The sequence below is a fragment of the Citrobacter freundii complex sp. CFNIH4 genome (genome assembly GCF_002934505.1).
GTDB lineage: Bacteria > Pseudomonadota > Gammaproteobacteria > Enterobacterales > Enterobacteriaceae > Citrobacter > Citrobacter freundii.
This window is the reverse complement of sequence record NZ_CP026231.1, coordinates 3,537,217-3,560,078: the sequence shown is the minus strand read 5'-3', so window position 1 is coordinate 3,560,078 and position 22,862 is coordinate 3,537,217. Positions and strand designations below refer to the sequence as shown.

General features: G+C 52.7%; 26 protein-coding genes. 9 read left to right on the top strand and 17 right to left on the bottom strand.

Features of this window, described 5'->3' with window-relative positions:
* Positions 1-34: 34 nt before the first annotated feature.
* The 4 genes from C2U41_RS18245 to mutY all read right to left on the bottom strand — a co-directional run bounded on the left by C2U41_RS18245 (position 35) and on the right by mutY (position 4,024).
* A complete protein-coding gene (locus C2U41_RS18245; protein ID WP_003027130.1) occupies positions 35-1,291 on the bottom strand; it encodes a nucleoside permease in 1,257 nt (418 codons plus the stop codon).
* Positions 1,292-1,502: 211 nt separating this feature from the next.
* On the bottom strand, positions 1,503-2,588 hold the full coding sequence (mltC, locus tag C2U41_RS18240; RefSeq protein ID WP_049001609.1) for a membrane-bound lytic murein transglycosylase MltC: 1,086 nt from the start codon (positions 2,586-2,588) through the stop codon (positions 1,503-1,505).
* Between the two features lie 86 nt (positions 2,589-2,674).
* The gene (locus C2U41_RS18235) at positions 2,675-2,944 is read right to left on the bottom strand and encodes an oxidative damage protection protein (protein WP_003027126.1); all 270 of its coding nucleotides are present in this window, start codon (positions 2,942-2,944) and stop codon (positions 2,675-2,677) included.
* A 27-nt stretch (positions 2,945-2,971) separates the two neighbouring features.
* Entirely contained in the window at positions 2,972-4,024 is a 1,053-nt protein-coding gene (gene mutY, locus C2U41_RS18230; RefSeq protein ID WP_049001615.1) for an A/G-specific adenine glycosylase, read from the bottom strand.
* Positions 4,025-4,184: 160 nt separating this feature from the next.
* On the opposite strand from mutY, the gene trmB reads away from it, so the two are divergent.
* The 4 genes from trmB (at position 4,185) to ansB (ending at position 7,234) form a co-directional block, all read left to right on the top strand.
* A complete protein-coding gene (gene trmB, locus C2U41_RS18225; protein ID WP_003027117.1) occupies positions 4,185-4,904 on the top strand; it encodes a tRNA (guanosine(46)-N7)-methyltransferase TrmB in 720 nt (239 codons plus the stop codon).
* Complete coding sequence (locus C2U41_RS18220; RefSeq protein WP_003027115.1) at positions 4,904-5,230, top strand: YggL family protein; 327 nt, start codon at positions 4,904-4,906, stop codon at positions 5,228-5,230. The genes trmB and C2U41_RS18220 overlap by 1 nt, the downstream gene beginning before the upstream one ends.
* A gap of 49 nt (positions 5,231-5,279) precedes the next feature.
* Positions 5,280-5,999, top strand: a complete 720-nt coding sequence (locus C2U41_RS18215) for a DUF2884 domain-containing protein (protein WP_003838208.1) — start codon at positions 5,280-5,282, stop codon at positions 5,997-5,999.
* A gap of 188 nt (positions 6,000-6,187) precedes the next feature.
* Positions 6,188-7,234, top strand: a complete 1,047-nt coding sequence (ansB, locus tag C2U41_RS18210) for an L-asparaginase 2 (RefSeq protein WP_003027108.1) — start codon at positions 6,188-6,190, stop codon at positions 7,232-7,234.
* 115 nt (positions 7,235-7,349) lie between these two features.
* Here ansB and hemW read toward each other — a convergent pair whose 3' ends face one another.
* Genes hemW through C2U41_RS18185 form a run of 5 tightly spaced genes read right to left on the bottom strand, consistent with a single transcriptional unit; the run spans position 7,350 to position 10,656 of the window.
* Positions 7,350-8,486, bottom strand: coding sequence for a radical SAM family heme chaperone HemW (gene hemW, locus C2U41_RS18205; protein ID WP_103848974.1), 1,137 nt, complete (start codon positions 8,484-8,486; stop codon positions 7,350-7,352).
* Positions 8,479-9,072, bottom strand: a complete 594-nt coding sequence (locus tag C2U41_RS18200) for an XTP/dITP diphosphatase (protein WP_003027104.1) — start codon at positions 9,070-9,072, stop codon at positions 8,479-8,481. Before C2U41_RS18200 ends, hemW begins: the two co-directional genes overlap by 8 nt.
* A 7-nt stretch (positions 9,073-9,079) precedes the next feature.
* Positions 9,080-9,370, bottom strand: a complete 291-nt coding sequence (gene yggU, locus C2U41_RS18195) for a DUF167 family protein YggU (RefSeq protein ID WP_003027101.1) — start codon at positions 9,368-9,370, stop codon at positions 9,080-9,082.
* On the bottom strand, positions 9,367-9,933 hold the full coding sequence (locus C2U41_RS18190; protein ID WP_003825417.1) for a YggT family protein: 567 nt from the start codon (positions 9,931-9,933) through the stop codon (positions 9,367-9,369). The genes yggU and C2U41_RS18190 overlap by 4 nt, the downstream gene beginning before the upstream one ends.
* Positions 9,934-9,951: 18 nt before the next feature.
* On the bottom strand, positions 9,952-10,656 hold the full coding sequence (locus C2U41_RS18185) for a YggS family pyridoxal phosphate-dependent enzyme (protein ID WP_103848973.1): 705 nt from the start codon (positions 10,654-10,656) through the stop codon (positions 9,952-9,954).
* A 17-nt stretch (positions 10,657-10,673) separates the two neighbouring features.
* Here C2U41_RS18185 and C2U41_RS18180 point away from each other — a divergent pair, with 17 nt between their 5' ends.
* The gene (locus C2U41_RS18180; protein ID WP_103848972.1) at positions 10,674-11,654 is read left to right on the top strand and encodes a type IV pilus twitching motility protein PilT; all 981 of its coding nucleotides are present in this window, start codon (positions 10,674-10,676) and stop codon (positions 11,652-11,654) included.
* Here the strand turns inward: C2U41_RS18180 and ruvX are convergent.
* The 8 genes from ruvX to metK all read right to left on the bottom strand — a co-directional run bounded on the left by ruvX (position 11,651) and on the right by metK (position 18,904).
* Positions 11,651-12,067, bottom strand: a complete 417-nt coding sequence (ruvX, locus tag C2U41_RS18175; protein WP_003027087.1) for a Holliday junction resolvase RuvX — start codon at positions 12,065-12,067, stop codon at positions 11,651-11,653. The two genes, C2U41_RS18180 and ruvX, sit on opposite strands and share 4 nt — an antisense overlap.
* Complete coding sequence (locus tag C2U41_RS18170) at positions 12,067-12,630, bottom strand: YqgE/AlgH family protein (protein ID WP_003027086.1); 564 nt, start codon at positions 12,628-12,630, stop codon at positions 12,067-12,069. The genes ruvX and C2U41_RS18170 overlap by 1 nt, the downstream gene beginning before the upstream one ends.
* 175 nt (positions 12,631-12,805) lie before the next feature.
* Entirely contained in the window at positions 12,806-13,753 is a 948-nt protein-coding gene (gene gshB, locus C2U41_RS18165) for a glutathione synthase (RefSeq protein WP_003027083.1), read from the bottom strand.
* 19 nt (positions 13,754-13,772) lie between these two features.
* Entirely contained in the window at positions 13,773-14,504 is a 732-nt protein-coding gene (gene rsmE, locus C2U41_RS18160) for a 16S rRNA (uracil(1498)-N(3))-methyltransferase (protein ID WP_003027080.1), read from the bottom strand.
* 74 nt (positions 14,505-14,578) lie between these two features.
* Positions 14,579-15,286, bottom strand: coding sequence for a deoxyribonuclease I (gene endA, locus C2U41_RS18155; protein WP_103848971.1), 708 nt, complete (start codon positions 15,284-15,286; stop codon positions 14,579-14,581).
* A gap of 94 nt (positions 15,287-15,380) precedes the next feature.
* On the bottom strand, positions 15,381-15,878 hold the full coding sequence (locus C2U41_RS18150; RefSeq protein ID WP_003838223.1) for a SprT family zinc-dependent metalloprotease: 498 nt from the start codon (positions 15,876-15,878) through the stop codon (positions 15,381-15,383).
* Between the two features lie 77 nt (positions 15,879-15,955).
* Positions 15,956-17,350, bottom strand: coding sequence for a galactose/proton symporter (galP, locus tag C2U41_RS18145; protein ID WP_003027074.1), 1,395 nt, complete (start codon positions 17,348-17,350; stop codon positions 15,956-15,958).
* 399 nt (positions 17,351-17,749) lie between these two features.
* Positions 17,750-18,904 carry a methionine adenosyltransferase gene (metK, locus tag C2U41_RS18140; RefSeq protein ID WP_103848970.1) on the bottom strand — a complete coding sequence of 385 codons (1,155 nt, stop codon included), beginning with the start codon at positions 18,902-18,904 and terminating at the stop codon, positions 17,750-17,752.
* 418 nt (positions 18,905-19,322) lie between these two features.
* On the opposite strand from metK, the gene C2U41_RS30005 reads away from it, so the two are divergent.
* The 4 genes from C2U41_RS30005 (at position 19,323) to speB (ending at position 22,826) form a co-directional block, all read left to right on the top strand.
* Positions 19,323-19,460 (top strand): hypothetical protein, encoded by a 138-nt coding sequence (locus C2U41_RS30005; RefSeq protein WP_269147429.1) that lies wholly within the window; start codon positions 19,323-19,325, stop codon positions 19,458-19,460.
* A 91-nt stretch (positions 19,461-19,551) separates the two neighbouring features.
* Positions 19,552-19,683, top strand: a complete 132-nt coding sequence (gene yqgB / locus C2U41_RS18125) for an acid stress response protein YqgB (RefSeq protein ID WP_003027062.1) — start codon at positions 19,552-19,554, stop codon at positions 19,681-19,683.
* Between the two features lie 8 nt (positions 19,684-19,691).
* Entirely contained in the window at positions 19,692-21,668 is a 1,977-nt protein-coding gene (gene speA, locus C2U41_RS18120) for a biosynthetic arginine decarboxylase (protein ID WP_003027059.1), read from the top strand.
* A 237-nt stretch (positions 21,669-21,905) separates the two neighbouring features.
* Positions 21,906-22,826 carry an agmatinase gene (speB, locus tag C2U41_RS18110; RefSeq protein ID WP_003027056.1) on the top strand — a complete coding sequence of 307 codons (921 nt, stop codon included), beginning with the start codon at positions 21,906-21,908 and terminating at the stop codon, positions 22,824-22,826.
* Positions 22,827-22,862: the final 36 nt, after the last annotated feature.

Sequence of the window (22,862 nt, the reverse complement as noted above, 5' to 3'; positions counted from 1 at the left end):
ACCTTTTGGCAACCCGCTTTTCTCTGCGTAAATGTTAGTGCGCGATAGTTTGGGTGCCTGCCGGAACGCGTACGTGTTTGTATTTAAACAGCGCAACGAAGGCAAAAGCCAGAACCAGCGAGTAACCTGCGAAGATCAGCCACACGGTCTGCCAGTCGGTAATACCGTTCAGCGTATAGTGTTCAACTACTTTACCGCTCACCAGTCCGCCCAGAATACAACCGAAGCCGTTGGTCATCATCAGGAACATACCCTGTGCGCTAGCGCGGATTTCAGGGCGAACTTCTTTCTCCACGAATACCGAGCCAGAGATGTTGAAGAAGTCGAAGGCGCAGCCGTAAACAATCATCGACAGAACCAGCAGCACGGTACCGAACGGTGTCGGATCGCCGTAGGCAAACAGGCCGAAACGCAGCATCCACGCCACAATACTGATAAGCATTACATTCTTAATACCGTAACGGCTCAAGAAGAACGGGATGGTCAGGATAAACAGCGTCTCGGAAATCTGCGAGATCGACATCATCACCGAGGCGTGTTCAACGATGAAGCTACCGGAGAACAGTGGGTTGTTATCGAAGCTGTGCAGGAAGGTATTACCGAACATATTGGTAATCTGTAGTTCCGCGCCCAGCATCATTGAGAAGATGAAGAAAATCGCCATGCGCTTGTTTTTAAACAGCGCGAAAGCATCCAGGCCCAGCATGGACGACCAGCTCTGGTTTTTCTGCTGGTTAGCCACCGGAATATGCGGCAGCGTCAGCGTGAACAGCGCCAAAACAACGGACAGCGTTGCACCGATATACAGCTGCATATGACTCAGCTCGAAGCCGGAGAAGCTCACGCCCCACATCGCCATGATAAAGCCGATAGTGCCCCAGATACGGATTGGCGGGAAGTCCGTTACGATATCCATCCCGGCTGACTGCAGGCGATAGTAAGAAATGGTGTTGATTAACCCCAGCGTTGGCATATAGGCCAAAGAGTTAAGCAAGATCACAAAGAACATCGCGCCTGGGGTGGTGACTTCGGCTGCGGCGAACAGCGTTGCTGCACCGACCAGGTGACAAATGGCGTACACCCATTTCGCACTGATCCATTTGTCGGCCACGATCCCTAACAGCGTAGGCATAAACACGGCGGCGATCCCCAGCGAGCTATACACTGCGCCAATGGATGCACCATCGAATTTTAGGGTGACAAACATATAGGAGCCGAGGGTAGTGAGCCAACTACCCCATAAGCAGAACTGCAGAAACGAGAGCACTTTCAGCTGCAGCTTAAGATTCATGTTAATTTCCTCACACCGTAATGCGGATGAATGTTTTAAAAGGCACATTTGCCGGGGCTTGATGATGTGATTCTATCAACGAGGGACACTCTTTTTTTGTTACCTGTGACAAATATTTGCAAACAATTTCTGATTGCAAAGCAAAAGAGTGATGGAGTTAACACTTTACCCTCTTCCGGGCCCCGTTTACCGGGGCAGAAGAGGGGATATATTAGCGGCGTCGATATGATTTTTGTGCGGAATTGACCTTGTAAAGGTATCGGCGTGATTCAGCCGACGGATGTCGGGTAGTCAGCGTTTGATAAACGTCCCCCGGGGTCATGCTGTTGATAATATTCGCGGCCTGGATTTTATCGTTCGAGAAAACGCGCAGCACGCTGCCCGCACCGCCGTTATATGCCGTGATCACCGCGTAGCGACGGGACGTTGGATTATCAATGCCGCCTAAATAGACATTGTTGAGCATAGCCAGATAGGCGGTACCGGTATCAATGTTGCTGGCCGGGTCAAACAGGAAGCTACGGCTCGGTGTGCCGGAGCGCCCTTGCGAGCGAAACACATCTTTCCCGGCGCTGTGCTGTACCACCTGCATCAGTCCCAGCGCATCGGCATGGCTGACCGCATATGGGTTAAATGAGGATTCGGTTTGCATGATGGCCAGAATCAGCGACTCATCGACGCCATACTTACGCGAAGCCTGACGCACCATGCCGACGTATTTATGCGCGCGCTTATCAAGGTGGTTCGGTACCAGGTTGATCGTCACGCTATAGATGATGCGAATACCATTGCTGCGGCTTTTCAGGCGTGTTTTCAGCAGATAGTCAGCGAAATTGGTGGCACGCCCCTCCCAACGAATGGGCTGGCCGGTATTATCGACCACCTGCCCGTACAGGAACGGCTCTTTGGAAATCTTAATGTCGTCGACATCGGAATAGAGATCGATAGAACCCGGATCATCGCCCATCAGCAATGTCTTGATAATCGCCCGACGCAGGTGTCCGGCGGGATCTGTCCCGGCAATGGTCTCGACGGTTATCGTACCGTCATCAAAGTTGATATGGCTGCGGGTTTGATACTGATCGGTATACTTTACGTAGTCCTTTGGACCCGCAATCAGCACTTCCTTAAATCCCCACAAATTCTCAATGTTATGGGCAAATTGCCCCATCAGAATATCAAAACCGTTGGTATCCTTGACCCAGGCTTCGTTATAGGAATCGCCTTTTTTGGTCGAACTGGAACAGGAGATGAGCAACGGCGCAATAACGGCAAGCGCGAGAAATTTTTTCATCATTCCGGGAGTGCGTGTTGTGTTTGTTATTTGCAAGGACCAGAGTAAATCGTAGGCCGGATAAGCGTAGCGCCATCCGGCAACGGTTCTTAAGACTCTGGTGTATAGCCTTCAATATGCACGTCTTTGCCTTCAAACAGGAAGTTGATCATCTCCTGCTCAAGCAGTTTACGATGCTCAACGTTCATCATATTGAGCTTCTTCTCGTTAATCAGCATGGTTTGCTTATGCTGCCATTGCGCCCATGCTTCTTTAGAAATCTCGTTGTAGATGCGTTTCCCCAGATCGCCCGGGTACAGCTGAAAATCCTGGCCTTCTGCTTCGCGTTGCAGGAAAGTGCAAAAAATCGTTCTGCTCATAAAAAATCCTCTCTATCGACCGGTACGTTAAACGTGTGTACCGGCACGTAATTGCTGTAACAAACGCTCCACGGGAGCCGCCAGTCCGACCGACGGCGGTTGCGCTAAGTTATACCAGAGCGCGTTGCCTTCATCCATGCATGAGCCGAATGAAGACACAGGAAGCCACATAGGCACAATGTCTAAGTGGAAATGGCTAAAGGTATGGCGAAACGCATTAAGTTGGGTCAGATTATCTGCGTTAATTTGCCGTTGCGCCAGCCAGTTGCGCAGTCCATCTTCGTCGTCAAACTGTGGAAAACAGTATAAACCACCCCATAAGCCGCTGGGCGGTCGCTGTGCGAGCAGCACTTCGTCATTATGCTGCATCAGTAAAAAATAGCCCGTTCGTTCTGGCAGCGTTTGCTTGGGTTTTTTACCCGGGTACAACGCCCAGCTTGCATTGGCGCTGGCCACACAGCCATTTTCCAACGGACACAGCGAACATTTAGGTTTTGAGCGCGTACAGACCATGGCGCCTAAATCCATCATCGCCTGATTAAAACGTTCAACGCCATGGGCGGGCGTCACCTGCTCGCTCAACTCCCACAGCTTCTTTTCGACCTCTTTTTTACCCGGCCAGCCGTTTACAGCATAACAGCGAGCCAGCACGCGTTTGACGTTACCGTCGAGAATCGGAAAATGCTGACCCAGAGAGAGGGAAAGGATCGCGCCTGCGGTTGAGCGACCGACGCCAGGTAGGGCGGCCACCTCATCAAAAGTTTGCGGAAATATACCGCTATGTAGCGTGACAACCTGCTGCGCGGCTTTATGCAGATTACGCGCTCGGGCGTAATAACCCAGCCCGGTCCACAAATGCAGAACCTCATCCAGCGGCGCATGGGCTAAATCCGTTACCGTTGGGAAGCGCGCCATAAAGCGCTCAAAATAAGGGATAACGGTCGCAACCTGAGTTTGTTGCAGCATTACCTCAGAGAGCCATACTTTGTAAGGCGTCTTATCAATTTGCCAGGGCAGCGTTTTCCGCCCGTATTTGTCGTACCAGCTCAATACCTGAGCCGAGAATTGAGACGCTTGCATGATTACCGTTTCATTATTGCCGGGGGCAAGATTGCAGCACAGCGGCAACAGGGTGTAAACCGGAACTTTCCGCTGCTCACTTTCTTCCTTTACTTGCATCCGGCAACTAACTTTGGATAATGCCCGTTTTCAGAACTCAAACACAGCAGACTAAACTTTTATGAAGAACGACGTCATTTCACCGGAATTTGATGAAAACGGCCGCCCTCTGCGCCGGATTCGTAGTTTTGTTCGTCGCCAGGGGCGACTGACCAAAGGGCAGGAGCACGCGCTGGAAAACTACTGGCCGGTGATGGGCGTTGAGTTCAGCGAAGAGCCTGTAAATTTCGCAGAACTGTTTGGCCGTGATGCGCCAGTCACGCTGGAAATCGGTTTTGGTATGGGAGCGTCGCTGGTCGCAATGGCGAAAGCGCGTCCGGAACAGAATTTCCTTGGCATTGAGGTTCACTCGCCGGGCGTTGGTGCGTGTCTGGCTTCAGCCCATGAAGAGGGTGTCGAGAACCTGCGCGTCATGTGCCATGATGCCGTTGAAGTCCTGCATAAAATGATTCCTGACAATTCTTTATCTATGGTTCAGCTGTTTTTCCCTGACCCGTGGCATAAAGCACGTCATAATAAACGCCGTATCGTTCAGGTACCGTTTGCTGAGCATATCTTAAGTAAGCTGAAGCTGGGCGGCGTATTCCACATGGCAACCGACTGGGAAGCTTATGCGGAACATATGCTGGAAGTGATGTCCTCCATTGACGGGTATAAAAACCAGTCCGAGAGTAACGATTATGTACCGCGCCCACAATCGCGCCCGGTAACCAAATTTGAACAACGTGGTCATCGTCTTGGCCACGGCGTATGGGACTTAATGTTCGAGAGGGTGAAATAATGGCAAAGAACCGTAGCCGTCGTCTGCGTAAAAAGATGCACATCGAAGAATTCCAGGAAGTAGGATTTTCGGTTGCATGGCGTTTCCCGGAAGGTACATCTGGAGAGCAGGTCGATCAAATCGTTGATGACTTTATCAATGAAGTTATCGAACCGAACAAGCTGGCTTTTGACGGCAGCGGCTATCTGGCCTGGGAAGGTCTGATCTGTCTGCAGGAAATCGGCAAATGCACCGAAGAACACCAGGCAATCGTGCGTAAGTGGCTGGAAGAGCACAAACTAGAAGAAGTGCGTACCAGCGAACTTTTCGATATTTGGTGGGACTAAGTAGCACAGGGTCGGCAAATGCCGGCCCGATTTGTCTTGAGGGAAAGATATGATGCGCAAAACGCTGCTGGCGGCAGTCCTAACGTTCACGGCGATGGCCGCACATGCAGATTACCAGTGCAGCGTCACCCCGCGTGACGATGTGATTTTGAGCCCACAAACGGTGCAAGTGAAGGGTGAGAACGGCGACCTGATTATTACCCAGGCCGGCGATGTCACCTTCAACGGTAAACAGTACAGCCTGAACGCCGCACAGCGTGAGCAGGCCAAAGATTATCAGGCGGCGTTGCGTAGCAGCCTGCCGTGGATTGACGAAGGTGCCAGAGCGCGCGTAGAGAAAGGTCGCGTGGCGCTGGATAAAATCATCGCCAAAGAGGTCGGTGAAAGTAGCAACATGCGTGGCCGCTTAACCAAGCTGGATGCGCAATTGAAAGAGCAGATGAACCGTATCATCGAGCATCGAACTGATGGCCTGACCTTCCATTATAAGGCGATTGATCAAGTCCGCGCGGACGGACAACAGCTGGTTAATCAGGCGATGGGCGGTATTTTGCAGGACAGCATCAACGAAATGGGTGCCAAAGCCGTACTCAAAGGCGGTGGTAATCCGTTGCAGGGTGTGCTCGGTAGCCTTGGTGGCTTGCAAACCTCAATTCAAAACGAATGGAAGAATCAGGAACAAGACTTCCAACAGTTTGGCAAAGATGTTTGTGCCCGCGTCGTGACGCTGGAAAACGATCGTAAAACGCTGGTTAGCACTCTGAAATAATCTTCACCTCTTTTTAACGGCGCAGAAACATTCTGCGCCGTTTTATTTTGTATATTTCTGTTTTTTTGATATCCATCTCTAAGAATGGCAATTTGGTGGAGATATAAATCTGGTTAATTGGAACTCGTCACATTATTCATCTGTAGGATAGACATAATGCTGCAAATTCAAGTAACTGGAGAAATAACATGGAGTTTTTCAAGAAAACGGCACTTGCCGCACTGGTTATGGGTTTCAGCGGCGCGGCGCTTGCACTGCCAAACATCACCATTTTAGCGACCGGTGGGACGATTGCCGGCGGTGGTGATTCCGCGACAAAATCTAACTACACGGCAGGCAAGGTTGGCGTAGAAAATCTGGTTGAGGCCGTACCTCAGTTGAAAGATATCGCTGTCGTTAAAGGCGAGCAGGTGGTGAACATCGGCTCCCAGGATATGAATGACGAAGTCTGGTTAACGCTGGCCAAAAAGATTAATACCGAGTGTGATAAAACCGACGGCTTCGTGGTGACACATGGTACGGATACCATGGAAGAAACCGCCTATTTCCTCGACCTGACCGTCAAGTGCAACAAGCCGGTCGTGCTGGTCGGCGCCATGCGTCCATCTACGGGTATGAGCGCTGATGGCCCGTTCAACCTGTATAACGCAGTGGTAACTGCCGCAGACAAAGCCTCTGCCAACCGCGGAGTGCTGGTGGTGATGAACGACACCGTTATGGATGGTCGCGACGTGACTAAAACTAACACTACCGACGTTGCTACCTTCAAATCCGTTAACTACGGCCCGTTGGGTTACATTCATAACGGTAAAATCGACTACCAGCGTACGCCTGCGCGTAAGCACACCACGTCTACTCCGTTCGATGTTTCTAAGCTGACCGAGCTGCCGAAAGTTGGGATTGTTTACAACTATGCTAACGCCTCCGATCTGCCGGCAAAAGCACTGGTAGATGCGGGTTACGCAGGGATCGTTAGTGCAGGTGTAGGTAACGGTAACTTGTATAAAACCATTTTCGATACGCTGGCAACCGCCGCGCATAAAGGTACCGTTGTGGTGCGTTCATCTCGTGTACCAACGGGTGCCACCACGCAGGATGCAGAAGTTGATGATGCAAAATACGGATTTGTGGCTTCAGGTTCCCTGAACCCGCAAAAAGCACGTGTTCTGCTGCAGCTTGCGCTGACTCAAACCAAGGATCCTAAACAGATCCAGGAAATGTTTAATCAGTATTAATGACTGAAGGTGGCTGCGCTCATCGACCTAACCCTGTAGGCCTGATAAGCGCAGCGCCATCAGGCAATTTGCCGGATGCGGCTCAAGGCCTTATCCGGCCTACATCGTTACCGTATTACTCCGCCAGAAACAGCTCCAACAGAGAGTTCAAAAACAGCTTACCGTGTTGAGTAATCTGCCAGTATTCATCGCATTCACTCAGGTAGCCCTGGGAAATAGCCTCATCGATCTGTCGACGAATAACGTCCTCGGTAAGCCCGGTATATTGTCTGAACTCCGCGCGAGGCGCGGCCTCAAGCAACCGGAAACGGTTCATAAAGAACTCGAACGGCTTATCGGCTTCGGCGACATCACGCTGGCTTTCGAGATAACGCCCTTGCATGTAGCCACGCGGATGCCGCGTTTTGGTGGTACGCAGAATGCGCCCGTCCGGGAACGTAATTTTGCCATGCGCGCCGCAGCCAATACCGAGATAGTCGCCAAAACGCCAGTAATTAAGGTTGTGCTGACACTGATAGCCCGGCTTTGCATAGGCTGAGGTTTCGTACTGTTGATACCCGGCGGCGGTCAGCAACTGGTGGCCTTGCTCAAAAATATCCCACAGCGCATCATCGTCTGGTAAAACAGGCGGTCGGGAACCGAACAGCGTGTTGGGTTCGATGGTCAACTGATACCAGGAAAGATGCGGTGGGTTGAGCGCGATGGCCTGCTGTAAATCGCCCAGCGCCTCTTCCAGCGTCTGATCTGGCAAACCATGCATCAGGTCGAGGTTAAAGCTGCGTAGCCCCAGACCGCTCGCCAGGTGTGCTGCTCGGTTGGCTTCTTCCGGCCCGTGAATACGTCCCAGACGCTCGAGTTTGGCGGAGCTAAAGCTCTGTACGCCAATCGAGATACGGTTTACGCCAGCGCGTTGATAATCAACAAAGCGATCGGCTTCCACCGTCCCGGGATTCGCCTCCATTGTGATTTCTGCATCTGCGGCCAGATTCAGCCGTGCACGCACGCCGTCGAGCAGCGTTTGCATTGCCGGGCCAGAAAGCAGGCTCGGCGTACCACCACCGATAAAAATTGTCTTTACTTCCCGCCCCTGGGCGTGGGCCACCTCAGTATCCAGATCGCTCAGCAGGTGCTGAACATAGTCGTCATGAGGAACCTCGCCCTTAAGCGCATGCGAGTTAAAGTCGCAGTACGGGCATTTCTGCACGCACCAGGGGATGTGAATATAAAGACTTAGCGGCGGAAGGTTAACCATTGCGCAGGGCATCCAGCAGCAGCTTCAGTGCCTGTCCGCGGTGAGAAATCGCACTTTTTTCTTCGCGGGTCAGCTCAGCAGCTGTTTTTCCTTCGGACGGCACAAAAAAGATTGGGTCGTAACCAAAACCACCGTTTCCGGCCGGTTCACGGGTAATCACGCCCGGCCAGCTTCCGTGGCACACTAAAGGCGTGGGATCGTCCGCATGGCGCATATACACCAGCACGCAGTGGAATTGCGCCTGACGCTGGTCATCCGGGACATCCCGCAGGGTGTGCAGCAGTTTTTCCAGGTTCTGCTGATCGGTCGCATCTTCGCCGGAATAGCGGGCTGAATAGATACCCGGCGCGCCGCCAAGGGCATTTACTGCCAGGCCGGAGTCATCAGCAATGGCTGGCAAACCCGTAATTTGCGCGGCATGACGCGCCTTCAGAATGGCGTTCTCAATAAACGTCAGTCCGGTCTCTTCTGCAGAATCAACTCCCAGATCCGTTTGGGCAACAACATCAAGACCGAAATCACTCAGAAGAGAGGCGAGTTCACGCACTTTACCGGCATTGCCGGTCGCGAGGACAACTTTTTGCATGGGATACCTAATCAGTTAGCGCCGCAATTTCGGGCGGGATCTGTTGCGGATGAATAATTTTAACCTGTTTGTGACGACCAAGCTCGCCCTTCTCAATAACGACCTGGCTTTTCGCTACGCGGAACTGTTTGCCGAGAAACTTCACCAGATGGCTGTTGGCTTGTCCATCGACCGGCGGGGCGGTAATGGCGACTTTAACTTCGTCGCCATGTAAACCCACAATACTGTCACGGCTGGCTTTCGGCTGAATATAGAGCCGTAAAACCAGACCGTCGTCGCAGGGTGTAACGGCACTCATAGCGCCATCCACAGCCCCGGCAGCAGCATGTTGCCTGTCGCCTGCAACACTTCCGCGATACCCATGTTAATGACATAGAGCAGCAGAACCAGAATCATTGGGGAGAAATCGATCCCGCCCATGCCTGGAAGTATGCGACGGATAGGACGCAACAGCGGATCCGCCAGTTGAATCAGCACGTACTCCACCGGGCTGCGACCCTGGCTGACCCAGCTCATAATCGCCATTACCAGCAGCACCCAGAAAATCAGCAGCCCAATGGTCTTCAGGACAATCAGCACGGCGGCGATCCAGATGATCGGCTGGAACGTGACCACCTTAAATAGCACGATGGCTTTGATAAAGCTGAGAACGAGCGCGACTAATGCTGATGCGCTGTCAATGGGCCCCATTGGCGGAATAATACGGCGTAACGGCCCAATAATGGGCTGAGTGATTTTCACAATAAACTGCGAGAACGGGTTGTAGAAATCGCAGCGAGACCATTGCATCCACACGCGCAGCAGCAGCGCCATGGTATACAGCTCAATTACCGTTGAGAGCAGGAAGGTCAACGTATTCATGGTGTTCCTTAATTTTCCTTATTTTTTAGTGTAATCACGAGCACCAAAAATGGCAGTGCCGATGCGCACCATCGTGCTACCCGCCGCGATAGCGGCATCCATATCATCAGACATCCCCAGCGAGAGCGTATCGATATTTGGATAGCGTGTTTTCAACCCGGCAAATGCTACAGCCATTTGCTGTGCAACTTCAAACTGCCTTACATAATCTGACTCAGGAGCGGGAATAGCCATCAAACCACGCAGGGTAATGCGCGGCAGCGCATCGACTTCAGCGGCCAGGGCATCAAGCTCTGCCAGCGGAATCCCTGACTTACTGTTCTCATCGCTGATATTAATCTGGATCAGCACATTCAGCGGCTGCAGGTCTGCCGGGCGCTGTTCGCTCAGACGGGCAGCGATACGTAGACGGTCGATCGTATGGCACCAGTCAAAGTGCTCGGCGACCAGACGACTTTTGTTGGACTGCAGCGGGCCGATAAAGTGCCACTGCAGATCGTTGACGCCTTTTTCCTGAAAGTAGCGGATTTTATCCACCCCTTCCTGGACATAGTTTTCACCGAAGGCACGCTGCCCTGCGGTAATGGCTTCTTCGATGGCGCTCGCAGGTTTGGTTTTGCTGACTGCAAGCAACATAACTTCTACTGAAGACCGCCCGCAACGCGTCGCGGCGGCTGAGATTTTGTCCCGGACATGTGCCAGGTTATGCGCGATATCGTTCATTTTCCGAGGATGTTCATATGAATATGGAAGAAATAGTGGCCCTTAGTGTAAAGCATAACGTGTCGGATCTACACCTGTGCAATGCATGGCCCGCGCGTTGGCGCAGGCGTGGAAAAGTCGAAAGCGCACCGTTTACCACGCCTGACGTAGAGAATCTGCTGATGTGCTGGCTCAGTGAGCAACAACAGGTACAGTTGCAGGAGCAAGGGCAGATTGATTTTGCCGTTACCCTGACGGACTCCCGGCGGCTGCGCACCAGCGCATTTGTCCATCAGCAGGGAACCTCGCTGGCGCTAAGACTGCTACCGCTGGATTGTCCTCATTTAGACGATCTTCAGCCTCCCGCGGTCATACCTGAACTGCTTCACAGTGAAAATGGGTTGATTCTGGTGACAGGCGCTACCGGCAGCGGTAAATCTACGACCCTGGCGGCGATGGTGGAGTATCTTAATCAGCATATTGAGGGGCACATTCTGACGCTGGAAGATCCTATTGAATATCGCTACACCAGCCGACGTTGTCTGATTCAACAGCGGGAGGTGGGCGCACACTGCGCCTCTTTCGCCGCCGGTTTGCGCGGTGTGCTACGCGAAGATCCCGACGTTATTTTGCTGGGCGAGCTGCGCGACGTGGAAACCATTCGGCTGGCATTAACGGCGGCGGAAACCGGACATCTGGTGCTGGCAACGTTACATACGCGAGGTGCGGCGCAGGCCATCGCGCGGCTGGTGGATTCCTTTGCAGCAACAGAGAAAGATCCTGTGCGTAACCAACTGGCAGACAGCCTGCGGGCGGTTCTTTCGCAAAAACTTGAGGAGGATAAGCAGGGGGGACGCGTGGCGCTATTCGAACTACTCGTCAACACGCCCGCCGTGGGCAATTTGATCCGCGAAGGGAAAACGCATCAGCTACCCGGCGTGATTCAAACCGGGCAGCAGACAGGTATGCAGACATTTGCACAAAGTTTGCAGCAGCGACAGGCGCAGGGGCGGCTTTAATAGCCCTGCTCGAAATAGCTTTCCAGGATAATAACGGCAGAAGCGGAGTCCACTTTGCCTTTATTCAACGCCCGGTAACCGCCTTGCTCAAACAGGCCTGAGCGGGCTTCGACGGTGCTCAAACGTTCATCGTGCAGCGTTACGGTTACGCCAAAGCGACCATGAATGCGATTAGCGAATTTACGTGCGCGTGCGGTAAGGGGCTGCTCGGTGCCATCCATGTTGAGTGGCAGGCCGACAATGATTTCATCCGGTTGCCACTCTTTCAGCAGGCGTTCAATCAAATTCCAGTCTGGCGTACCGTCCTGTGCTTTGATGGCGGGCAATGGCCTTGCCGTACCGGTAATGCGCTGACCCACGGCGACGCCGATACTTTTCGTACCAAAATCAAAAGAGAGTAATGTTCCGTTCATCATGCGTGTCCCGCCACGCCGGGCATGGTCTGAATATCTATCCCGATAAGCTTCGCCGCATCGCGCCAGCGGTCGGCAATCGGTGTTTTGAATAAGATGTTGAGATCGGCAGGGGCCGTAAGCCAGGCGTTATCCAGTAACTCTTGTTCCAGTTGGCCCTTTTCCCATGATGAATAACCCAGCGCAACCAGCACTTCGGACGGTTGTTCCTGCGTACCCAGGGTTTCTAATACATCGCGGGAGGTTGTGATGATGGTGTTATCAGAAATGCGAATACTGGACGCAAAGCGCGACGGTGGGGTATGAAGTATAAATCCACGGTCTTCTGCCAGCGGGCCGCCGAGCATCACGGGCTTATCCAGACGAATGGCCGGATCGCGTTCTTCTGGAGTAATCTTCAGCTTTTCCAGAATCCCTTCAATTTGTAAGTTTTCCAGAGGCTTATTGACGATAATCCCCATTGCTCCGTTCTCATTATGTTCGCAGATATACACCACGGAACGGCGGAAAATTGGATCCTGGAGAGCAGGCATGGCAATTAGAAAGTGATGCTGTAAATTCATTGTCAGAGGTTCTGTTTCCTGGTTCAAAAAAGCAACAGCGCCCAGTATGTGGGCAAAGTGCGAAGATGTCACCCTCTGAAAATAGCTTGCCGGATGTCGGCTTTGCCTAATCCGGCCTACGGGGTGCAATTGTAGGCCGGATTAGACGCGAAATCGTCGCCATCCGGCAACGTATTTACTTCTGCAGACGGGCCTCAATGGCATCCATCAGCATACCGGTAATCGAAACCGGGAACTCCGCTTCAATTTCACGAATACAGGTTGGGCTGGTGACGTTAATTTCCGTCAGACGATCGCCAATGATATCCAGACCGACAAAAATCAAACCTTTCGCTTTCAGCGTTGGCCCAATGCGACGGGCAATTTCCCAGTCACTGTCGGTTAATGGACGCGGCTCGCCACGACCACCTGCGGCCAGGTTGCCACGGGTTTCGCCGCCCTGCGGAATACGCGCCAGGCAGTAAGGAACGGGTTCGCCATCGACCACCAGCACGCGTTTATCGCCGTCTTTAATGGCTGGCAGATAGTTCTGCGCCATGCAGTAGCGGGTACCGTGCTCGGTCAGCGTTTCCGCAATAACGCCGAGGTTCGGATCGCCTTCCTTCACGCGGAAAATAGAGGCCCCGCCCATGCCGTCCAGCGGTTTGAGAATGATGTCGCTGTGTTTTTGCCAGAAGGCTTTCAGCTGCGCTTTATTACGCGTGACCAGAGTTTCCGGCGTCAGATCGGCAAACCATGCGGTGAACAACTTTTCGTTGCAGTCGCGCAGGCTCTGCGGTTTGTTGACGATCAGCGTTCCTTTCTCTTCTGCACGTTCCAGAATATAGGTCGCGTAGATGAACTCGGTATCAAACGGCGGATCCTTACGCATCAGAATAACGTCCAGGTCTGCCAGCGGGAGATCCTGCTCGCTCTTAAATTCATACCATTTGTCGTAGTTCTGCTCTACGCTCAGGGTACGCGTATGGGCGCGGGCTTCACCGTTGATCAGATAAAGATCGGCCATCTCCATATAATGAATTTCGTAACCGCGGCGTTGCGCTTCCAGCAGCATTGCGAAGCTGGAATCTTTCTTGATGTTGATGCTTGCGATGGGATCCATCACGATGCCGAGCTTGATCATGTTCTTCTCCGTTTATGCCTTAGCCCAGATCGCCAAAACGCACCTGAAGCGCGGTAATGGCGGTGAGCGCAGTTGTCTCAGTACGCAGAACGCGAGGTCCTAACAGAATATCAGTAAACTGATACCGTGCAGTCATGGCAATTTCATCTGCCGACAACCCACCTTCCGGGCCAATCAGCAAGCGGATGCGCTCCACCGGGAGCGGCAGCGTGTTAATGCTGGCGCTGGCGCGAGGATGCAGATTGAGCTTCAGTCCTTCGTCCTGTTCTGCGCACCATGCTTCCAGATCCATTGCCGGGCGAATTTCAGGCACCCGATTACGACCGCACTGTTCGCAGGCGGCAATAGCGATTTTCTGCCACTGCTGGAGCTTCTTGTTCAGGCGTTCATTGTCCAGTTTAACGCCGCAACGCTCAGAAAAAAGTGGCGTAATGAGGCTTACACCCAGTTCAATCGATTTCTGGATAGTAAATTCCATTTTTTCACCGCGCGACATTACCTGGCCCAGGTGGATATGCAACGGTGATTCCCGATCGTCGAGTTCAGCGTTAAGCACCTTCACTTCCACACTTTTCTTACTGGCATGGGTAATTTCGGCGTCGAATACCTGATTGCTGCCATCAAACAGCTGTAGCGGCTGGCCTGGCCCCATACGTAGTACGCGGCCGATATGGTTGGCAGCATCTTCACACAGTGAAATTTGGCTACCGGAAGCGAGTGGCTCTGGGTGATAAATGCGAGGAATGCGCATAGTTAAACATCCGCGTCATGGCCCTGGGCTGCAACAGGCCAGGGCATGGTTAAAAATATTGCCGCTAGTGTAGGTTAGCTCTTTTGCGCCTGGCAAGCGCGTTGCACATAGGGGTTATGATTCCCCTGTACCTTCGCGACGCGTTCGTCGCGCTCACACTCCCAGTCGGTGACCGGATACTGCTTATTCCAGGCATTAAAAAGCTGGGTTTGCTGGCGAGAGAGCGTCAGGTTGTATTGGTCGCGCATATAAAAATAGGTACGCGCGATGGCGCCACGGGCGCGGGCAGGCGGCTCGGCAACTTTCTCTTTGAAATCAACCTTCATCGCGCACTGTCCATACTGGCCTTCGCCACCGTTCCACTGGCTGTACATGAAGTTAGCGCGATCGCCATTCACTTCACCTACCGCAGGCTGCAGGTTATGCATATCGCTTTCCATTTTGCGATAGACCGGATCTTTAGCGCAGTTTTTACGCCCTCCGTCCTGCCAGCACTGGCGCTGATGACCAAACTGCCAGGCGGGAACAACGTGCTCCCATTCAATTCGACTGGCGCGGTTTTCGTTTTTTCGCACTTTATAGCCGCAGGATTCGAGGTCCACGACCCCTTTTTTGCCTTGCCAGTTAATTTTACAACCGCAGTAGAAATCGCTTGGTGCATCGGCGTTAACTTTGACGCCCGCCGCTTTTGCCTGAGAAAAACTGTTGATGCCTTCGGCTAAAGCCGGGCCTGAAAATGCTGCGGCTAACAAGGCCGCAGCAAAAGAAAAATTACGGTACATCACGAACTCCGTGTCAAAACGAGCCCGCAACGTAGCGAAAGTCATTCCTGTATGCAATCAGTTAGATCAGAAAAGTTCCTGATAATTCTGAAGATTATTCTGCAATCAGTGGTTCGCCGCAGTGAACGCAGCGGTAGGTGGCTTCGCCGCGTATCACGCGGTTATGGCGGCGTACGGTCAGTTGGTGTTCCTGACACTTGCAGCGGTAAGTAAAGGTCTTACGCTGCACGGATTGCAGTTCGAACTGATGCGTACGTCGGGCTGGCACGCCCAGCACGCTTTCCATCATCCATTTCCACTCTTTGCCGTGCGGCGGCACGCGGCCAAAGTATTTCCACACCAGTAAATGCGCCAGTTCATGGGGCACCACTTCGTTAACGAACGCGTCAACGTTCTCCATCAGCAGGACGGGATTCAGACGAATTTCGTAGGTTTGTAGCCACGCGGTACCCGCGGCGGTTCCGCGCTGTTGGTAAACCAGCTTTGGCTCCGGGTAATTGCGTTCTAGCTTGAGATTGGCCTGAGCGAGTTTTTCCCGCAGGCTGCGCATAACGGCTTGCTGGATGGCGATAGGGAGACGGGAGGTTTTCATAACGCCAGAGGATAGTGCGACAGGGAAGGGACTGCAAGAGGAAGGCTTCCTCCCGCGGGGGAGGAAGCTTTTCGTGATTAGTCGTGTGCGCCAATTTCGCGCAGTTTACGACCTTTCATCAGGTTACGTTCAATGTGTTCCAGAGAGACATTTTTAGTTTCAGGTATCAGCCACAGGGTCAGGAAGATGAACAGGACGTTCAGACCACCGTAGACCCAGAAAGTATTGGCGCTTCCCAGCGAGTTCAGCATCGTCAGGAAGGTTGCACCGACGATCATATTGGCAATCCAGTTGGTTGCGGTAGAGCAGGTGATACCGAAATCGCGGCCTTTCAGCGGTTGGATTTCAGAGCACAGAACCCAAATCAGCGGACCGGCGCTCATGGCAAAGCCAACGATAAACATCAGCAGCATCAGTACAGCGAAGTATTGCGCGGCCGCCGAGTGAATACCCACGTGCATCATCGTACCCAGCACGCCCATACCGACGGCCATGACGATAAAGCCGAGGATCAGCGTAGGCTTGCGGCCCCAACGGTCAACCAGGCCAATGGCGATAAAGGTTGCCAGCACGTTGGTCAGACCGACGATAACAGTCCCCCACATCTGCTCGGTGGTGTTGGTGTAGCCCGCCAGCTCAAAGATTTTCGGTGCGTAATACATAATGACGTTCATCCCGGTGAACTGCTGCATCACCTGTAACAGGACGCCAAGGAATACTGCGCGGCGGAAGTTGCTGTTTTCTTTAAACAGCGCCCAGCCGCTCTGCTTCACCTGCAGACTTTCACGAATTTCATCCAGCTCGCGTTTGGCTTCTGCGCTGGTATCACGCAAACGCAACAGAACACGTTCAGCATCGACAAAACGACGTTTAGCAGCAAACCAGCGTGGGCTGTCCGGCAGGAAGATAACGCCAACCAGCAGCAGCAGGGCAGGGATGATGATCACGCCCAGCATCCAGCGCCATGCGCCGCTGTAGCTAAACGCCGTATCGGAAAGATACGCACCCAAAATACCGATGGTGATCATCAACTGATACATAGAGATCATGCTGCCACGAATTTTTTCCGGGGCAATTTCAGACAGGTAAAGCGGCGCGGTATAAGACGCAACGCCTACCGCAAGGCCGAGCAGCACGCGGGAAACCAACAGCACTTCAACGTTTGGTGCCGCGGCGGAGAACAGTGAACCGGCAACAAACAGGATTGCGCCGATCATCAAACTCTTTTTACGCCCCAGTTTGAAGGAGAGCCAACCGCTGCCGACGGCACCCACGGCTGCACCAAACATCATCGAACTCACCACCCATTCCTGAGTATGGGGGGTAATTTGGAACTCGTCGGTGATGAACGGTAAAGCTCCGGCAATAACACCGATATCCAGGCCAAAAAGTAATCCAGCCAGGGCTGCAAGAAAGCAGACAAAAAATGTCATAGCTTTGTTGGAACGCCCCGTTTTTTTATTGTCAGGCATGATGCCCTCCGGTTGGGTAGCTAGTTTTGTTGATGTTAAGGGTAGGTGAGTACGGGGTAAAAAAATGCGAATCACATCACATTAGTGTAATCGGTTACACTAGCATTCATGTAAGTTATTGGTTATTTTTTTGAAAAATAACGTTATTTATTTCGCATGAATAACATTGATTGTCTGGGTTTAAGATAATGCTGAAATATAATGTAACACTGATGCAATCATAGGGGCGAAGAGAAGTTAATTCAGTTTGGGTTGAGGTGCTGTGGTATGTAATCGCTTTCATTTGTTGTTTACAACAAGGGAGGTTAGCGTAGCTTTGGCTATGGGGTATGGAAGAGAAAAGGACATAAAAAAGACCAGCGCGAGGCTGGTCTTCATAAGCGTTGAACCGTGAGGGAATTACTTCAGACCGGCAGCTTCACGCAGCAGAGCGGCTTTGTCGGTTTTTTCCCATGGGAAATGTTCGCGACCAAAGTGACCGTAAGCAGCGGTTTCTTTGTAAATCGGGTGCAGCAGATCCAGCATCTGAATCAGGCCATACGGGCGCAGGTCGAAGAACTCGCGCACCAGCAGGGTCAGTTGCTCAGAAGGCACTTTTTCAGTACCGAACGTTTCCACCATGATAGAGGTCGGTTCAGCCACGCCGATTGCGTAGGAAACCTGAATCTCACAGCGATCAGCCAGACCAGCGGCAACAATGTTTTTCGCGACGTAACGGGCTGCATAGGCTGCGGAACGGTCAACTTTAGACGGATCCTTACCAGAGAATGCACCGCCGCCGTGACGCGCCATGCCGCCGTAGGTATCAACGATGATTTTACGACCTGTCAGTCCACAGTCGCCCATTGGACCGCCGATTACGAAACGACCGGTTGGGTTGATGAAGAACTTGGTCGAAGCAGTCAGCCATTCAGTCGGCAGTATCGGCTTGATGATCTCTTCCATAACGGCTTCTTGCAGCGATTTCTGATCGATGTCTTCAGAGTGCTGAGTCGACAGAACAACCGCATCAATACCGACGATTTTGCCGTCGTCATACTGGAAGGTAACCTGGCTTTTTGCATCCGGACGCAGCCAGGATAAAGTGCCGTTTTTACGCACTTCAGCCTGACGCTGCACCAGACGGTGAGCATAGGTAATTGGAGCTGGCATCAGCACGTCGGTTTCGTTGGTTGCATAACCAAACATCAGACCCTGGTCGCCTGCACCCTGTTCCAGCGGATCGGCGCGGTCAACACCCTGGTTGATGTCCGGAGACTGTTTACCAATTGCGCTCAGTACCGCACAAGAGTTGGCGTCAAAACCCATGTCGGAATGCACATAGCCAATTTCGCGCACCGTGTTGCGGGTGATCTCTTCGATGTCGACCCATGCGCTGGTGGTGATCTCACCGCCAACTAAAACCATACCGGTTTTGACGTAGGTTTCGCAGGCAACGCGTGCTTTCGGATCCTGCTCGAGGATTGCGTCCAGTACGGCGTCAGAGATTTGGTCAGCGATTTTGTCAGGATGCCCTTCTGATACGGACTCGGACGTAAAAAGGTGTTTTGCCATATTTAATTTCACCTAAGGAGAATTTGGTTAGCTCAAACTGTCGAGTGGAATAGCCATGTGTAGAAGATTCTACCATGAGTCTGCAGATGACGGACACTGGCAGTCTGAGTGTTAATCGGTATAGATGGATTAACATCTGGACGGCTATTTTAGGACAGTTCTTCGCCTGATTTCCAGCTTTTTTTGATTGAGGTCGCATTGTACTGAAAATGTAACTGGAAATTTTTCCTGACGGTGCTGGCAATGCGCGCATTTATCTTTTGCTTTTTGACTTCCTTATGGGTATAAAACGCGGCGCGCGGCTCATACAAAAGCACACGACGTTTTCATCGTGTTGCCACTTCCAGCCGGGTTAAGACTTTAGCTTTGGCTTGTGGGTTCGTTCCGTAAGGAGCAACCGTGGAGGTGATACGAGATAATGAACCGTTGTATTCTGCTGAATCTGTCGCACCGTTCTGGTGTACATATGTTCCCCGCAATCTGCATCTTGCATACCTGCCGATGTTATACCCATCTCGGCGCTTCTCAGGACTCCAGGGCCGGTAACGGTCACTAAGAACTGAACAAGGGCGCTCTTGGTAAACAAGAGTTTTCTCGTGGTTTCGCCGAACCGTCAGCATTAAGTTCGGTTACGTGTTTACATTGATATGAAAAAGAAACCGGTCGCACAGTCGGAGCGTCAGCACTATCTGCTGCAAATTCTGCCTGTATTTGGGTTGTTATCGCGTCTTCGGATTGCGATAGTAGTCAACTGTTTTACACTTGTTAATAAAATTTGAGGTTCGCTATGTCTGACGACATTTCTTTGGGTTCGCCTTCGTCAGCAGGCGAACACGGTGTACTACGCTCCATGCAGGAGGTTGCAATGAGTTCCCAGGAAGCCAGCAAGATGCTGCGTACTTACAATATTGCCTGGTGGGGTAATAACTACTACGACGTCAATGAACTGGGCCACATCAGCGTGTGCCCGGATCCGGACGTACCCGAAGCGCGCGTTGACCTTGCTGAGTTGGTGAAAGCCCGTGAAGCGCAGGGCCAGCGTCTGCCTGCATTGTTCTGCTTCCCGCAGATCCTGCAACATCGTTTGCGTTCGATTAACGCCGCGTTTAAACGCGCCCGTGAATCCTACGGCTACAACGGTGACTATTTCCTCGTTTACCCGATCAAGGTCAACCAGCATCGTCGCGTGATTGAATCGCTGATCCACTCCGGCGAACCGCTGGGGCTGGAAGCTGGTTCCAAAGCTGAATTGATGGCCGTTCTGGCCCATGCCGGAATGACCCGTAGCGTGATCGTGTGTAACGGTTATAAAGACCGCGAATATATCCGTCTGGCGCTGATTGGCGAGAAGATGGGCCATAAGGTCTATCTGGTCATCGAGAAGATGTCTGAAATCGCTATCGTGCTGGATGAAGCTGAACGCCTGAATGTCGTTCCGCGTCTGGGCGTGCGTGCGCGTCTGGCGTCGCAGGGCTCTGGCAAGTGGCAGTCCTCCGGCGGTGAAAAATCAAAATTCGGCCTGGCGGCAAACCAGGTGCTGCAACTGGTAGAAATTCTGCGCGAGCGTGGTCGTCTGGACAGCATCCAGTTGCTGCACTTCCATCTCGGCTCCCAAATGGCGAACATTCGTGATATCGCCACCGGCGTACGTGAGTCGGCGCGTTTCTACGTTGAGCTGCACAAGCTTGGCGTCAATATCCAGTGCTTCGACGTGGGCGGTGGTCTGGGCGTGGATTACGAAGGTACCCGTTCGCAGTCTGACTGTTCCGTAAACTACGGTTTGAACGAATACGCCAACAACATCATCTGGGCTATTGGCGACGCCTGTGAAGAACACGGTCTGCCGCATCCGACGGTAATCACCGAGTCTGGCCGCGCGGTAACCGCGCACCATACCGTGCTGGTATCTAACATTATCGGCGTTGAGCGTAGCGAACACACCGAAGCCACGCCTCCGGCTGACGATGCGCCACGTGCCCTGCAAAGCATGTGGGAAACCTGGCAAGAGATGCATGAACCGGGAACCCGTCGTTCGCTGCGTGAATGGCTGCACGACAGCCAGATGGATCTGCACGATATTCACGTTGGGTACTCTTCAGGCACCTTTAGCCTGCAGGAGCGTGCGTGGGCAGAGCAGCTGTATCTGAACATGTGCCATGAAGTGCAGAAACAACTCGACCCGAGCAACCGTGCGCACCGTCCGATTATCGACGAGCTGCAGGAGCGTATGGCGGATAAGATTTACGTCAACTTCTCGCTGTTCCAGTCGATGCCGGATGCGTGGGGGATCGATCAGCTGTTCCCGGTAATGCCGCTGGAAGGGTTGAATCAGGTGCCTGAACGCCGTGCGGTGCTGTTGGATATCACCTGTGACTCTGATGGCGCTATCGACCACTACGTTGATGGTGATGGCATTGCGACCACCATGCCGATGCCGGAATACGACCCTGAGAACCCGCCGATGCTGGGCTTCTTTATGGTGGGTGCGTACCAGGAGATCCTCGGCAACATGCACAACTTGTTTGGTGATACCGAAGCGGTTGACGTGTTCGTCTTCCCTGACGGCAGCGTAGAAGTTGAGCTGTCCGACGAAGGGGATACCGTGGCGGATATGCTGCAATACGTGCAGCTGGATCCGAACACCCTGCTGACGCAGTTCCGTGACCAGGTGAAAAACACCGATCTGGACGCTGAGCTGCAACAGCAGTTCCTCGAAGAGTTTGAAGCCGGTCTGTACGGTTATACTTATCTGGAAGATGAGTAACGATAAATGCCAGGTGGTGCTGCGCTTACCGTTCCTACGAAAGTAGGCCGGATAAGGCGAAGCCGCCATCCGGCAGTCGGAATCCGCGGGGGCAGCATTTGTGGCACTCACTTGAATCCGTACAAAATAACGGCGATAATTTGCCGTAAATATGCAGTTACCAAATCAATCCCTTCCTCGTCGGGCTTAACGACGCGGAGGGGATTTTTTTTCATCGATTTTTAAAGAGGTCAGTACATGAGCACCTTAGGTCATCAATACGACAACTCCCTGGTTTCTAACGCCTTTGGTTTTTTACGTCTGCCGATGAACTTTATGCCGTACGATAGCGACGCCGACTGGGTGATCACCGGTGTACCGTTTGATATGGCAACGTCTGGTCGTGCGGGCGGGCGTCATGGTCCGGCGGCAATCCGTCAGGTGTCCACCAACCTGGCCTGGGAGCACAACCGATTCCCGTGGAACTTCGATATGCGCGAGCGCCTGAACGTGGTGGACTGCGGCGATCTGGTTTATGCGTTCGGGGATGCGCGTGAAATGAGTGAAAAACTGCAGGCGCATGCTGAGAAGCTGCTGTCTGCCGGTAAGCGCATGCTCTCCTTTGGCGGCGACCACTTCGTCACGCTGCCGCTGCTGCGCGCGCACGCTAAGCACTTTGGTAAAATGGCGCTGGTGCACTTTGATGCCCACACCGACACCTACGCGAACGGCTGCGAATTCGACCACGGCACCATGTTCTACACTGCGCCGAACGAAGGTCTGATCGATCCGAATCACTCTGTGCAGATCGGTATTCGTACCGAGTTCGACAAAGACAACGGCTTTACCGTACTGGATGCGTGCCAGGTTAACGACCGCAGCGTTGATGACATTATCGCTCAGGTTAAGCAGATTGTCGGTGATATGCCGGTATACCTGACTTTTGATATCGACTGTCTGGACCCGGCGTTTGCACCAGGAACCGGTACGCCAGTGATCGGCGGTCTGACTTCCGATCGTGCTATTAAACTGGTACGTGGTCTGAAAGATCTGAACATCGTCGGGATGGATGTTGTTGAAGTGGCTCCGGCCTACGATCAGTCAGAGATCACCGCACTGGCGGCGGCAACGTTAGCATTAGAAATGCTCTATATCCAGGCGGCGAAAAAAGGCGAGTAACGGTTTCGGGCTATTTTACTCGCCATTTTGAACCCG

Bases quoted from the DNA above. Each gene is read 5' to 3' on its own strand.
- C2U41_RS18245 (WP_003027130.1), bottom strand. From the start codon at position 1,291: ATGAATCTTAAGCTGCAGCTGAAAGTGCTCTCGTTTCTGCAGTTCTGC.
- mltC (WP_049001609.1), bottom strand. From the start codon at position 2,588: ATGATGAAAAAATTTCTCGCGCTTGCCGTTATTGCGCCGTTGCTCATC.
- C2U41_RS18235 (WP_003027126.1), bottom strand. From the start codon at position 2,944: ATGAGCAGAACGATTTTTTGCACTTTCCTGCAACGCGAAGCAGAAGGC.
- mutY (WP_049001615.1), bottom strand. From the start codon at position 4,024: ATGCAAGCGTCTCAATTCTCGGCTCAGGTATTGAGCTGGTACGACAAA.
- trmB (WP_003027117.1), top strand. From the start codon at position 4,185: ATGAAGAACGACGTCATTTCACCGGAATTTGATGAAAACGGCCGCCCT.
- C2U41_RS18220 (WP_003027115.1), top strand. From the start codon at position 4,904: ATGGCAAAGAACCGTAGCCGTCGTCTGCGTAAAAAGATGCACATCGAA.
- C2U41_RS18215 (WP_003838208.1), top strand. From the start codon at position 5,280: ATGATGCGCAAAACGCTGCTGGCGGCAGTCCTAACGTTCACGGCGATG.
- ansB (WP_003027108.1), top strand. From the start codon at position 6,188: ATGGAGTTTTTCAAGAAAACGGCACTTGCCGCACTGGTTATGGGTTTC.
- hemW (WP_103848974.1), bottom strand. From the start codon at position 8,486: ATGGTTAACCTTCCGCCGCTAAGTCTTTATATTCACATCCCCTGGTGC.
- C2U41_RS18200 (WP_003027104.1), bottom strand. From the start codon at position 9,072: ATGCAAAAAGTTGTCCTCGCGACCGGCAATGCCGGTAAAGTGCGTGAA.
- yggU (WP_003027101.1), bottom strand. From the start codon at position 9,370: ATGAGTGCCGTTACACCCTGCGACGACGGTCTGGTTTTACGGCTCTAT.
- C2U41_RS18190 (WP_003825417.1), bottom strand. From the start codon at position 9,933: ATGAATACGTTGACCTTCCTGCTCTCAACGGTAATTGAGCTGTATACC.
- C2U41_RS18185 (WP_103848973.1), bottom strand. From the start codon at position 10,656: ATGAACGATATCGCGCATAACCTGGCACATGTCCGGGACAAAATCTCA.
- C2U41_RS18180 (WP_103848972.1), top strand. From the start codon at position 10,674: ATGAATATGGAAGAAATAGTGGCCCTTAGTGTAAAGCATAACGTGTCG.
- ruvX (WP_003027087.1), bottom strand. From the start codon at position 12,067: ATGAACGGAACATTACTCTCTTTTGATTTTGGTACGAAAAGTATCGGC.
- C2U41_RS18170 (WP_003027086.1), bottom strand. From the start codon at position 12,630: ATGAATTTACAGCATCACTTTCTAATTGCCATGCCTGCTCTCCAGGAT.
- gshB (WP_003027083.1), bottom strand. From the start codon at position 13,753: ATGATCAAGCTCGGCATCGTGATGGATCCCATCGCAAGCATCAACATC.
- rsmE (WP_003027080.1), bottom strand. From the start codon at position 14,504: ATGCGCATTCCTCGCATTTATCACCCAGAGCCACTCGCTTCCGGTAGC.
- endA (WP_103848971.1), bottom strand. From the start codon at position 15,286: ATGTACCGTAATTTTTCTTTTGCTGCGGCCTTGTTAGCCGCAGCATTT.
- C2U41_RS18150 (WP_003838223.1), bottom strand. From the start codon at position 15,878: ATGAAAACCTCCCGTCTCCCTATCGCCATCCAGCAAGCCGTTATGCGC.
- galP (WP_003027074.1), bottom strand. From the start codon at position 17,350: ATGCCTGACAATAAAAAAACGGGGCGTTCCAACAAAGCTATGACATTT.
- metK (WP_103848970.1), bottom strand. From the start codon at position 18,904: ATGGCAAAACACCTTTTTACGTCCGAGTCCGTATCAGAAGGGCATCCT.
- C2U41_RS30005 (WP_269147429.1), top strand. From the start codon at position 19,323: ATGAACCGTTGTATTCTGCTGAATCTGTCGCACCGTTCTGGTGTACAT.
- yqgB (WP_003027062.1), top strand. From the start codon at position 19,552: ATGAAAAAGAAACCGGTCGCACAGTCGGAGCGTCAGCACTATCTGCTG.
- speA (WP_003027059.1), top strand. From the start codon at position 19,692: ATGTCTGACGACATTTCTTTGGGTTCGCCTTCGTCAGCAGGCGAACAC.
- speB (WP_003027056.1), top strand. From the start codon at position 21,906: ATGAGCACCTTAGGTCATCAATACGACAACTCCCTGGTTTCTAACGCC.